Here is an 11,646-nt window from a genome sequence, read left to right as displayed (position 1 = left end):
CGAAGCCCATGGGAGTTGAGTTAGACTCGTTCTCGCCTCGTCCCCCGAAACATCAACGAGCGTCAAAAAACAGGAAGTCGATGCGCTATTCGTTCGAAATCAGGAAGTTTATTTACAGCCAGTATTTCTTCGGCGGCTTGCGCATCGCCGTGGGCGTGTCGCTACCCGCCGTTCTGATGCTCATCGTTTTTCACAATCGCGAGCTTGGTTTCACGATCGCGACCGGCGCGCTCGGCGCGTGTGTCGTCGACATGCCCGGCCCACTGCGGCACAAGCACAACGAGATGCTGGCGTGCTCGATCATCGGCTTCGTTGCGGCGCTTGCAACGGGTATTGCTTCGGCGCATGCGCTCACGCTCTGGCTGACCATCGTGCCGCTCACGTTCGTGCTGTCGCTCATCGTCGTGTACGGCAACCGCTGGCCGCAGATCAGTTTCGCCACGCTCTTCATGATGGTCGTCACGCTCGAGGAGCATTTCACGCCGATGCAGGCGCTCGTCAACGCGTCGTGGATTCTCCTGGGCGGCCTCTGGTACACGTACTGGGCGACGCTCGTGAGTCATCTGCTCGTGTATCGCATCGAGCAGCAGGCGCTGGCCGAAAGCATGTTCAGCTGTGCGGAGTATCTGCTCGCGCGCGCCGAGTTTTACGATGGCGAAGCCGATCTCGACGAATGTTACCGCGCGCTCATCGAAAAGCAGATCGCGGCCGTGGAGCGGCAGGAAGCGGCGCGCGACATCGTGCTGCGCAATCTGCCGAAAGTGAAGAGCGGCAAGCTCGACCCGCGGCGCGCCCGGCTCTTCAACCTGTTCATCAATGTGGTCGATTTGCACGAGTTTTTCGTCGGCGCGCATACGGATTATCCGCTCGTCAGAAAGACCTTCGCGGGTTCCGACGTGCTCGTTTTCTATCGTGACCTGATGCGCAAGGCCGCCGCCGACCTCGAGGAAATCGGGCTTGCGGTGCTGCAAAACGATCCGGCCGGCAAGCAGATCAGCGTGAAAGCCGAACTGCGCGCGATCGAATACGAACTGGAACTCATGCGCAAGCATGGCCTGCCGGAGAAGAATCCCGAAGCGTACACGGCGGCCACCGCCGTGTTCAGGCGCTTGTGGAGCGCCACGCGCCTCATCGACAAGATGCGCCGCCGCACACGCGACGACGCGAGCCAGACCGAAACCGAAGTGCGGATCGACCACGCGTTGTCGCGCTTCATTTCGAGCCGGCGCGTGCCGTTCATGCAGATATTCTCCAATCTCACGATGGCCTCGCCGAGCTTCCGGCATGCGTTGCGCGTGACCATCGCGGTGGGCATCGGTTACTGGGTCGGGCGTCTTTTGCCGCTCACCAACGCGTACTGGATCGTGATGACCACCGTCATCATTCTGAAGCCCGGCTACTCGCTCACGAAGCAGCGCAATACGCAGCGGATCATCGGCACGGCGATCGGCTGCGCGGTGACCATCGCGCTGATTCTCTTCGTGAAGGAGCCGCATATCCTGCTCATCGTGATGTTCGCGTCGATGGTGATGAGCTACAGCCTGCTGCTCTTCAACTACGCGGCGAGCGTGGTGTTCACGTCGTCGTATGTGCTCTTGATGTTCCATCTGCTCGCGCCGGGCAGCTTGCGGCTCATCGGCGAGCGCGCGATCGACACGGTCGTCGGCTGTGCGATCGCCATTGCGGCGAGTCATCTTTTCCCGTATTGGGAATATCGGCTGATGGGCAAGCTCGTGAAGGACCTGCTCGCCGCCACGCGCAACTATCTCGAAGCCAGCTGGTGGTGGCGGGCGAAGCCTGCGGCGCAGACGGCTCAGACGCAGGCGGCGCAGGCAGAAAAGGCGCGCGCGGCTTCTCCGGCCGATCGTGCGGTCTTTGCCGATGCGAATGCGCTCGCCGCCGTGTCAGCGGCAGCAACGGCCGGTGACGCCGTCAAAGAGCCGCCGCCCGACCCGGCGATCGTCGCGGATTCGGCCATGAAAGCCGCGAGCGCGACGGCGCAACGCCTGTCGTCGGTGAGCATCGGGGAAAGCACGGCGGCCACGGCGAGCAAGGGCGCGTCCGCCGCGGCGACGGTCGCCGCCACCGCGCTCGACCGCGACTTCCGCTACCGGCTTGCGCGCAAGAACGTGCACATTGCGTTCGCCAATCTGGCGCAGGCATTTCAGCGCATGATGCTGGAGCCGAAGGCGCAGCAGCGGTACGTCGCCGAACTGAACGACCTGCTCGTGCAGAGCCATGTGCTCGCCTCGCAGATCACCGCCGCCGCGCCGCTGCTGCAATCGCTCAATGAAGCGGGCGGCCAGCCGTTCGATCCGGTGCAGCGCACGTTCGGCGTCGTGCGCGACAATCTCGCGGGCGCCGAGGACAATCTTCCCGCCGCGCCGCAGCCCGATACGCCGCTTGCGCAAGCCGAAGCCTTGAAGGCGCTGCGGCGCGATCTCGACAAGATGGTGGTCGAGGCCGAGCGCGCGCAGTCGCTGCCCGCCGACGCGCTGCATGATCTGAAGCTGCTCGCGCATCAGTGCAAGCAGATGTTGACGGCCGCGTCGCTCATCGGAAAAGACGCGGCGCAGATTCGTTTGCCGGCCTGACGCCGCTATTGGGACGCGCCGATCGCGGGCACGGCCGGACGCACGTCGCTCGCAGCGGACGGCTGCGCGTTATCCCGATCGAACTCGCGTTTTTCGCGGATCGCGTTAAAGAGGACCGTGCCGATCACGATCAAAACGACCACGACGATGAACACGCTCACGGCGCGGGTCGGGTTTTTCTTCGGCTTGTCGTGACGGGGATCGCGTGGGGCGTTGTTCATGGAGGGAAGCGTGGGAAAGGCGCGGTTCGTGGAAAGAACCGCCATCCTACCCTCGCTGGATTTCAGTCGGGTTGCGCCGCACTGGCGCGCTCCCGTGCTCGACGGTGTAAAGCGTTTCGCTATGCGCGCGCCCGGCCTGAAATTCTCTGCTGCACCGGCGCGCTTGAACGCCGTCTCCCTGAACGGCAATACTACACACGATTCCATGCGCATCCGATCCCGGCTCGGCTGCAAGGGGCAAGGCCGGGATACCTAGTGACCGGACGCGTTGCGCCGCCCTCCCCGGGCGGCTTTTTTATTCGAATGGCCGGGCGAGGTAGCGCCGCCGAACGCCATCCGCGGCGCAATGAGAAAGCGAGAATGGCGGATCTTGCGATTCCGCCATTCTCGCTTCATCACGCGGCGGTTGGTCAGAACACGACCGTGCGGTCGACGACGACCTTGCCGTCGACAACCACGAGCGTGGACGTCATCCCCGACTGAGTCGGCGTACTCGGCTCGATCGGGCAGGACTTGCCGGATTGCTTCGCGGCTCCGCCCGCGACACCGGATTGAGCCAATGCATGACGGCTGATTTCAATCATTGTGTTTGTTCCTCTGGATTAAAGGCCCGCAGGCCGTGATGACGAGACGGGGCACGCCCCCTTGGGCTTTTTGATTCGATAAGGATACCGAATCTCATCGAATCTAATGCCCAGCGAGTCTCATCATACACACGCTCAATCTCCGCGTATTGCTTGTAATTCCTAACTTTATCTGCGAAAAAGCAGTGAACAGGCGCGATTCTCCTGCAGCGCCTGTGAGCATCCGAAGCTCAAGGCGCAAGCGTCGGCCGCACCGGCAATGCCGTCGAATACTTGATCTGCTCCATTGCGAAGCTCGAACTCACGTCGTAAAGCGGCACCGCGCGGATGAGCTGCTTGTACACGCGATCGTAGTCGTCGATATCGGACACCACGACGCGCAGAAGATAATCGGTCTCGCCGCTCATCCGGTACACCTCGACCACTTCCGGAATGTCGCGCACGGCGCGCGTGAAATCTTCCGCCCATGTCTGCGTGTGCTGATTCGTGCGCACCGCGACGAACACCGTCGTGCCCACGCCCAGCTTCTTCGGATCGCAAAGCGCCACCTGCGCGCGAATCACGCCCGTCTCCTTGAGTCGCTGAACGCGCTTCCAGCACGGCGTCTGCGACAGATTCACGCGTTGCGCGAGCTCCGCGATGGGCATCGTCACGTCGTTCTGCAGTAATTCGAGCAGTTTGCGGTCGATGAGGTCCATTCCCATGCTGCACCCCTTGGAGGAAATTATTCTATTTCTGGCTATCCGAGCGGAATTATATGGAAACTATTTCTGGAGGCAAGCCGGTATAAATAGTTTGACCCGATAACGACAGCAAGACGGCCCTCTCACTATGCGATCCGAACATGTCAGCCGCCCGGCGCGGCCCTTCTTCCCCGCTTCCGGCGGCAATCCGAGCGCGGCGCTGGAACAGCTGTGCCGCGAAATCGACGCCGCGTTCGAGGCCGCCGAAACGGCCCCGGGCGCGTCGTTCGGGCAACGCGTGCGCCTCGCGCTGCAACGCGCCATCGCCGGGCCGGACCTGCTGCGCCCGGATCAGCGCACAAGCAATGCGCAAGCCTATTGCCGTCATCTGCTCGCCGCCGATCCACTGAATCGCTATGCGATCGCCGCGCTCGTCTGGGAGCCGGGGCAAGCGAGCCCGGTGCATGGCCACCGGACGTGGTGCGGCTATGCGGTGATCGAAGGCACGCTGGAGGAGACGCTTTATCGCTGGGACCCGCTCGAACATTGCGCGGTCGCCACGCGGCGGCACGCCCGCGCGCCGGGCGCGGTGTCTTACGTGGATGCGGGACGCGGCGCGATTCATCAGCTCGGCAATCCCGCCGATGCCACCGCGCGCGCCGTGTCGCTGCATATCTACGGCGTCGCGGGCGCGCAGATCGCCACGCATGTCAACGATCTGCTCGCGGCATAAGACGACGTAAAGCGGCGCGCGCTCAGCCCTTCCCCGGCTCGGACGCCGTCGGAATCTGCGGCGGAATCGGCACGGACTGATCGGTCGGCGGCGGCGCGGCCTGGGGTTCGTGCGACACGTCGCGCGCCGCGGCCGTCGCGGGCTTCGTCCCACGCGCAGGGCCCGACCCGGCCGTCAACGCCTCTTCTTCCTCTTCCACCGGCGCGTTCGCCTCGCCGGTCCAGATGCGGCGCGCGCGTTCGCGCCCTTCGGCGTCGAGGCCGGACATCGCATCGCGCGTCATCTGAACGTGCATTTGCGGCACCGGAATCTCCATGCCCGCTTCGTCCATCTTGCGCTTGATGCGCAGATTGAACGCCCGCGCGACGCTCCATTGCTGCAGCGGCCGCGTCTTGATCTGCCCTTTCACGACCATCCAGTTCGGATCGAAGCGGTCGAGGCCCCACACTTCGACCGGCCCGAGCATTTCGAGGCGGTATCGGAAATCGGCCATCAGATCGGCGCCGACTTCGCGGATCATCTGCGTGACGTCGTCGATGTCGGCGGAAAACGGCACGCGCACTTCAAACACCGCGTACGCGAAGTCGCGCGACAGGTTTTTCACCGTCTTGATCTGCGAGAACGGAATCGCGTGGATCGCGCCCTGCCCGTCGCGCAGACGCACCGTGCGTATCGTCAGACTTTCGACGATGCCCGCGTGGCCGCCCTCGACCTCGATCGAATCGCCGACCGAAATCGTGTCCTCGATGATGATGAAAAGCCCCGTGATCAGATCCGCGACCAGCGACTGCGCGCCGAAACCGACCGCGAGACCGATCACGCCCGCGCCCGCGAGCAGCGGCGTCACGTTCAGGCCGAGATTGGCGGCCGTGACGATCGCAGCGACCGTCAGCAGGAACACGAACACGACGTTGCGCACGAGCGGCAGCATGGTGCGCGCGCGCATGCTCGGGCCGCGCCCACCGCGCCGCGCGGCATCCGGGCGCAGCGCTTCCTGAATGCCCGTGTCGATGAGAATCCAGATCAGCCAGACGACGAAGAACGTCAGCACGATCATCGCGACCGCGTGCGTGATGCCGCGCGCCGCGACGCTTTGCTCGGCCATGTGCGCGAGCGAAAAACCCCAGAAGCGCGACGACAGTTCCAGAAACACCAGCCACACGCCGACGACGATCATCGTGCCGACGAACTTGATCAGCCTGCGCACGTACGCCGATTGCCGGCGCGGCTTGCGTGACTTCGGCCGCGTGATGCGCACGACGATCGCCGACAGAAAGAACGCGACGACGAGCAGCCCTGCGGTCGCGATCGCCATCTGCAAGACGTTCTCCGACGTGCCGATGCCCATCAGCGTCGCCACCACCGACGCCGACGCGAGCAGCAACAGCGGCAATTGCCACAGCGAGGCGACCACTTCGAAGGTTTCGGTTGCGGCCTTGCGCGTGTTGCGCTGCTCGTAGGTGCGGCTGCGGATCAGATGCGCGACGGGACGCTGATAGGCCAGCGCGAAATACGCGGTGAGGCCCGCCGCGCCCATGTTCGCGCACGTCGATATCAGCGCGGAGAGATTGGTGCCGAGTTGCTGCGCGACATCGTAATTGGCGGCGGCGTCGCCGAGCGCGCCGAGCGTGCCGATCAGAAACAGGAGCCGCCGCGCGCGCACGATCAGCACGTTCACCGCCACGCGCCGGTGCGCCGAGCCGAACAGCGAAAACATGATGAGACAGATCGCCGAGAACACCGCGCCCGCGACGATCGCGTAAGCGGTGACCATCGCCAGCGTGCGGCCGAGCGACAGCGGCATGTAATGCGTGAAAGTCAGCGCCGCGAGAAACGCGAACAGATACGGCGCCACGCGACGCAACGTGAAGCGCAGCAGTTCGCCCGTGGTCGGATTCGAATGCAGGCCCGTGTCGATGCCGTAGCGCGCCTGCACGCGCCGCTGGATGTAGACGAGCACGAACGCGCACGCGCCCCAGCCCAGGAGCGTCGCGAAGAAGTTGAAGAGCGTGCGGCCAAACGATTCGCGGCTCTGGCTCGTGACGATCGTGAAGAGCTCGTTGCCCGCCGCGTTGAAGCGCCCGACCCAATACGCGAACGGCGTCTTGCCGCGCTTCACGTCGGCCTCGATGTTGGTGAGCGCCGACGCGATCGCGCCGAGCAGGCCCGCGTTCTGCGCCATCGTCGCGACGACCGAAGGCGCCGCCGGCGCGGACGCCGGCGTGCCGCTCGCGGCGGCGTCGGAGGCCGCAACGCCCGATGCGGGCGCGGCGGTGTCGGCCGCGCGCTTGGCGTCGCGCAGATGCTTCAGTTGCGCGACGAGCGCCGCGCGCTGCTTGTCGCTGTCGAGCGTCGTGATGATGTTGTCGAGCGAGCGCAGCATCTCGGCATCGGACATGGCGGGCGCATCCGCTCCCGACGCAGGCTCTGGCGCGGATGCGGGCGCGGCCGGCGTGATCAGTTCCTGGAAAGTAGGCAGCGTGAGTGCGGGCCCCGCGTGGGCGATCGATGCGGCAAGCATCGACGAGATGACCAACGAAATTGCGCAGCCAATATGTCGCGCGCGGACCCGCGCGAGCGCCGCCATCCAGGACATCGCGACTGACGCCCACGCGCGTGGCCGCGCGAGGTTGCGTGACTTCATAACGGTCTCGATTTCTGAAAGACCGCCAGTTTAGCGGCTGTGACTAGACGCCCGACCGTTGCGGACGTAACCGAATGTTAAGCGTCGCGCGCCGATTTTTCAGATGAAACGGCGCTGCGATTCGTCCCGCGACACGCTTGTTCGCGCTATTTGTCCATCTCCGTGCGCGCACCGCTGCCTTCGCCCGAAGGACTGGCCGCTCCCGCCGACGTGTTCGACGCGCTGCCCTGCGCGGACCATTCCTGCAACTTGCGCCCGGCCGACTGCAGGCCCGCGCCGGTCGCGCTCGCGGCGTTATTGATCGCGGCATTGGTCGCGCTCGCCGCATTGTCGAAGTTCGAGCGGGCCGTCGCAGCCACGCCGCTCGCGGAAATATCGGGCATCGAGCCGGCATTGCCGATGTTCTGCTGCGCCGACTGCTTGGCCGCATCGACTTTCTGGCCGACGTAACTCGCCGCCTGATCGAACTTCTGGCTGGTCTGGCTCGCCAGGTTGTTGAAGGCGCCCGCGGCCTGCCCCGCGGTGGCGTCGTGCTTCTCGCATGCGGCGAGCACGCCGAGCGCCGCGAGCGCGATGACGATTCGGGTCATGGGATTCATCTGCATGGTGTTACCTTCCGCGTGATGCGTGCGCATTCGCGCGCACGGCTGTGAGCATCTCAAGATTTCGGCCACATCATACGCCACGTCGAATGGCCGAACCTTGCATCGCAGGGGAACCTGATCGCCGACAAGCGCACTTTATTAGCCTTTCAAAATGGTTTCATAGAAAGCGCATCCGCGAAAAAATCGTGAATAGAACGTTCCCTCTACATTTAAGAGACTTCTGGTTTTAGCCGATATCGCCTTGGCATATATTCGCCGCGTCCCGCCTCCACGATGTCCAGCACCATGCTCTTCATGAATGTCGCTATCGCCCTTGTCGCAGGGTGCATGTTGTTCGAGCCGTTTACCCGCGCCCCGATCTCACGATTCACGACTGTCCGCATGCGCCGCAATCTCGCCAATCGCTCGTACTATCAGGCGGGCGCGGCATTCTTCGCTGCCTTGCTCATTGCGACAACCCCGCCGCCGCCGCAACAAATCTCGCCGCTGATCGTCTTCGCCGTCGCGCTGCTGCTCGTGTGCGCGAGCGTCTACTGGATTGTGCGCGGCAAGCGTTTGCGCAAGCCGCCGCGTGTGTTCAGCAGCGTGTATTGAGCTTTCGGCGCGGCGAGCATCGCGCCTTCGCCGCCTCTCTTGCAGGCCCCCTTCGCAGGTCCCCCGCCTTCCCCGCGCCCGTTTAGCCGATGCGGTTCGCCCGCATTAAAGGTATATTCGCGCCGAAGCATTTCGCGAACGCGCGGGCGAAAAAAAAGGCGCTACGTTTCCGTAGCGCCTTAAAAGTTCTAGCCATTCCGAGGGCCGTGCTAGAACCTGAGAGCCTGTCATCAAACCTTAACGGGAAGCGCATTCGCGCACATCGCTTCGGGTTTCGAAATTCGGTTCCATTTTTTCCGGGATCGCTGCCCAAGTCAAGCAAAATTTCGCAGTCCGGGCAAGTGCCCATCCATCGCTCAACTCATGCCATTGCGGAAAAAACTTTCATCAGTCATGCCGCTTATTGTGAACTCTTGCATCGTTTGCAAGTTTCTTGATTCCTGCTTGTAGAATTGCGGTCAGTTATCAAATAAAACGATGTTTCACAAAACAAATGCCTATGCAAATTGATCGGTCGATGGGCCGAGAGCGTGTCCGGGAAAAGGACGGCGAAGAAGTCACCGCGCTTGCGCGCGGGCTGGACGTGCTGCGCAGGATCGCCGCCGCCGATGCGCCCGTGAGCAACCGCGAGCTGACCGACTGGACCGGCATTCCGAAGCCGACGATCTCGCGCATTACCGCGACGCTCGTCGGCGCGGGACTGCTGCATCGTCTGCCGGACAGCGAACGCTTCGTGCTGACCGCGTCCGTGCTCGAACTGAGCAACGGATTCTTACGCAATTTCGATATTCGCGCACGGGCGCGCCCGTTTCTCATCCGGCTCGCCGAGCATACAGGACTATCTGTCCATCTTGCCGTGCGCGATCGTTTGGAAATGGTTGTAATCGATGCCATTCGGCCGCGATCGGCCGTGCTCGTCTCGCGACTCGAAGTCGGCGGCCGCATGGACCTGAGCCGCACGGCGGTCGGGCGCGCGTATCTTGCGGTGCTGTCGGAGGCGGACCGGCGCGCGCTCATCGGCAGTCTCCAGACCGCATCGGGCGACGACTGGCCTGCCATCTCGGGCGGCTTGCAGCGCGGCATCGACGATGCATTGCGCCTGGGCTTCGCGACTTCGCTCGGCGAATGGCATCACGGACTCAACGCCGTCGCGGCCGGCTTCGTCGGACCGTCGGAAGAGCGCTACTCGGTCAACTGCGGCGGCGCCGCGCATCAATGCCCCCGCGAAATCCTGTTCGACGCCGTGGCGCCCGCCCTGCTCGAATGCATCGGCAACATCACGCGCGAGATCGGCGGCACGCGCGCCGCCAGTTAGACTGAGCGCCGCGTGAAACTGTGCAACGACGTCGAAAGCCAGCGCCCGCACGCGTGTAACAGTCGTAATCAACAGAAAGAATGACGGGTGGACGGCCCCCGGTACGGGACGTAGCATCATGCTTCGCGCGCACCGGGGCCGCGCCGCGAGTCCAGCCAACTCTCCGGCCTTGCGCCCGCTTTCGCGGCCCCGACCATGCAAGGCTTCCGCTTCGGTTGCGGTTCATGCGCGCCCGAATCGCGACCGCCGCCCATCCGCGCTCCGTACGACAGTTTTGAAAGACCCAGCCACCGAACCGATGGACGACCATAAGAATCCCTCCGGGCAGCGCCCGACGCCTCCTACACACGCCGCCATCGAGCCCGCGCCGCGGCGTCGCCGGATCGTGCCGCTCATCGTCGCGATCCTGATCGTCGCGGGCGCGCTCGCGTGGTGGCATCCGTGGAATCGCGGCAGTGGCAGCGGCAGCGGCGCGAGCGGCCAGTCCGAAGCGCGTCAGGGCGGCCGGCGCGGCGGCCCGAGCGCGGCGAACCAGCCGCAGCCGGTGCACGTGGCGAGCGTCACGCAGGGTGAAATGCCGGTCGTCATCAATTCGCTCGGCACGGTCACGCCGCTTGCGAACGTCACGGTCAAGACGCAACTGAACGGCACGCTCGTCGATGTCGCTTTCAGGGAAGGCCAGATGGTCAAGAAAGGCGACGTGCTCGCCCAGATCGACCCGCGTCCGTATGAAATCTCGTTGCGCAACGCCGAAGGCGCGCTCGCGAAAGATCAGGCGCTCTTGCAGACCGCGCGTCTCGACTTGCAGCGCTACCAGACGCTGCTGTCGCAGGATTCCATCGCCAAACAGCAGGTCGACACGCAAGCCTCGCTCGTGAAGCAGTACGAAGGAGCGGTGAAGTCCGACCAGGCGAACGTCGATACCTACAAGCTCGACCTGACCTACGCGCGCATCACGGCGCCGGTGTCGGGGCGCGTCGGCCTGCGCCAGGTCGATCCCGGCAACTACGTGACGACCGGCGACACCAACGGCGTCGTCGTCATTACACAGTTGCAGCCGATCAGCGTGATCTTCACGACTTCGGAAGACAACCTCGCCGCCATTCTCAAGCCGCTGCGCGCGGGCACGAAGATGTCGGTCACGGCATACGACCGCGCCAACACCACGGCGCTCGAAGCGGGCTTCCTCGAAACGGTCGACAACCAGATCGACACGACCACCGGCACCGTCAAGCTGCGCGCCACGTTCGACAACAAGGAAAGCATGCTTTTCCCGAATCAGTTCGTGAACACGAAACTGCTCGTCGACGTCATCAAGAGCGCGACCATCGTGCCGACTTCCGCGGTGCTGAACGGCTCGTCGGGCGCGTTCGTGTACGTCGTGAAGCCGGACAACACCGTGACGGTGCGCAACGTGAAGATCGGCCCGGTCGACGGCGAGCGCACCAGCATCAAGTCGGGCCTGCAAGTGGGCGAGCGCGTGGTGATCGACGGCTCGGACCGCCTCAAGGAAGGCGCGAAGATCACGATTCCGGCCGAAAAGGCGAAGGCGGCCTCGGGTGCATCGGGCGCCTCGGGCGCTTCGGCGGCCGCGCCCGCTTCCGCCGCCTCGGGCACGCGCCACGGCGGACATCGCCGCCAGCAATCGCAGCAGCCGTAACACGTTAGCCAAC

Annotated in this window: 10 protein-coding genes; 5 read left to right on the top strand and 5 right to left on the bottom strand. The window is 64.2% G+C overall.

From position 1 onward, the window contains the following. Positions 1–80: 80 nt before the first annotated feature. Positions 81–2,594, top strand: a complete 2,514-nt coding sequence (locus AWB70_RS04230; protein WP_053567799.1) for an FUSC family protein — start codon at positions 81–83, stop codon at positions 2,592–2,594. Positions 2,595–2,599: 5 nt separating this feature from the next. On the opposite strand, the gene AWB70_RS39680 is transcribed toward AWB70_RS04230, so the two are convergent. The 3 genes from AWB70_RS39680 to AWB70_RS04220 form a co-directional block, all read right to left on the bottom strand. Continuing rightward, positions 2,600–3,028, bottom strand: coding sequence for a hypothetical protein (locus AWB70_RS39680; protein WP_374730225.1), 429 nt, complete (start codon positions 3,026–3,028; stop codon positions 2,600–2,602). Positions 3,029–3,225: 197 nt separating this feature from the next. Continuing rightward, positions 3,226–3,399, bottom strand: coding sequence for a hypothetical protein (locus AWB70_RS38640; RefSeq protein ID WP_156902993.1), 174 nt, complete (start codon positions 3,397–3,399; stop codon positions 3,226–3,228). 230 nt (positions 3,400–3,629) lie between these two features. Further along, complete coding sequence (locus AWB70_RS04220) at positions 3,630–4,103, bottom strand: Lrp/AsnC family transcriptional regulator (RefSeq protein WP_014190921.1); 474 nt, start codon at positions 4,101–4,103, stop codon at positions 3,630–3,632. Positions 4,104–4,230: 127 nt separating this feature from the next. Here AWB70_RS04220 and AWB70_RS04215 point away from each other — a divergent pair, with 127 nt between their 5' ends. Beyond that, positions 4,231–4,815, top strand: coding sequence for a cysteine dioxygenase family protein (locus AWB70_RS04215; RefSeq protein WP_082378037.1), 585 nt, complete (start codon positions 4,231–4,233; stop codon positions 4,813–4,815). Between the two features lie 22 nt (positions 4,816–4,837). Here the strand turns inward: AWB70_RS04215 and AWB70_RS04210 are convergent, their stop codons facing one another. Then, positions 4,838–7,459, bottom strand: coding sequence for a mechanosensitive ion channel family protein (locus AWB70_RS04210; RefSeq protein WP_053567798.1), 2,622 nt, complete (start codon positions 7,457–7,459; stop codon positions 4,838–4,840). A gap of 146 nt (positions 7,460–7,605) precedes the next feature. Next, positions 7,606–8,064: a BCAL1086 family glycoprotein gene (locus AWB70_RS04205; RefSeq protein ID WP_053568104.1), complete on the bottom strand. Its 459-nt coding sequence runs from the start codon at positions 8,062–8,064 to the stop codon at positions 7,606–7,608. Between the two features lie 381 nt (positions 8,065–8,445). Here AWB70_RS04205 and AWB70_RS04200 point away from each other — a divergent pair, with 381 nt between their 5' ends. From AWB70_RS04200 to AWB70_RS04190, 3 genes are all read left to right on the top strand, one after another. Continuing rightward, the gene (locus AWB70_RS04200; RefSeq protein WP_053567797.1) at positions 8,446–8,658 is read left to right on the top strand and encodes a hypothetical protein; all 213 of its coding nucleotides are present in this window, start codon (positions 8,446–8,448) and stop codon (positions 8,656–8,658) included. 499 nt (positions 8,659–9,157) lie between these two features. Beyond that, positions 9,158–9,973, top strand: coding sequence for an IclR family transcriptional regulator (locus tag AWB70_RS04195; protein ID WP_053567796.1), 816 nt, complete (start codon positions 9,158–9,160; stop codon positions 9,971–9,973). 298 nt (positions 9,974–10,271) lie between these two features. Beyond that, entirely contained in the window at positions 10,272–11,633 is a 1,362-nt protein-coding gene (locus AWB70_RS04190) for an MdtA/MuxA family multidrug efflux RND transporter periplasmic adaptor subunit (RefSeq protein ID WP_053567795.1), read from the top strand. Positions 11,634–11,646: the final 13 nt, after the last annotated feature.

Origin of the sequence: Caballeronia cordobensis (assembly GCF_001544575.2) — a bacterium.
Lineage (GTDB): Bacteria > Pseudomonadota > Gammaproteobacteria > Burkholderiales > Burkholderiaceae > Caballeronia > Caballeronia cordobensis.
This window is presented reverse-complemented; position numbering and strand designations above follow the sequence as displayed.

What these genes read in the sequence shown, in the direction of transcription:
- AWB70_RS04230 (WP_053567799.1), top strand. Translation starts at nt 81, where the DNA reads ATGCGCTATTCGTTCGAAATCAGGAAGTTTATTTACAGCCAGTATTTC.
- AWB70_RS39680 (WP_374730225.1), bottom strand. Translation starts at nt 3,028, where the DNA reads ATGCGCATGGAATCGTGTGTAGTATTGCCGTTCAGGGAGACGGCGTTC.
- AWB70_RS38640 (WP_156902993.1), bottom strand. Translation starts at nt 3,399, where the DNA reads ATGATTGAAATCAGCCGTCATGCATTGGCTCAATCCGGTGTCGCGGGC.
- AWB70_RS04220 (WP_014190921.1), bottom strand. Translation starts at nt 4,103, where the DNA reads ATGGGAATGGACCTCATCGACCGCAAACTGCTCGAATTACTGCAGAAC.
- AWB70_RS04215 (WP_082378037.1), top strand. Translation starts at nt 4,231, where the DNA reads ATGCGATCCGAACATGTCAGCCGCCCGGCGCGGCCCTTCTTCCCCGCT.
- AWB70_RS04210 (WP_053567798.1), bottom strand. Translation starts at nt 7,459, where the DNA reads ATGAAGTCACGCAACCTCGCGCGGCCACGCGCGTGGGCGTCAGTCGCG.
- AWB70_RS04205 (WP_053568104.1), bottom strand. Translation starts at nt 8,064, where the DNA reads ATGCAGATGAATCCCATGACCCGAATCGTCATCGCGCTCGCGGCGCTC.
- AWB70_RS04200 (WP_053567797.1), top strand. Translation starts at nt 8,446, where the DNA reads ATGCGCCGCAATCTCGCCAATCGCTCGTACTATCAGGCGGGCGCGGCA.
- AWB70_RS04195 (WP_053567796.1), top strand. Translation starts at nt 9,158, where the DNA reads ATGCAAATTGATCGGTCGATGGGCCGAGAGCGTGTCCGGGAAAAGGAC.
- AWB70_RS04190 (WP_053567795.1), top strand. Translation starts at nt 10,272, where the DNA reads ATGGACGACCATAAGAATCCCTCCGGGCAGCGCCCGACGCCTCCTACA.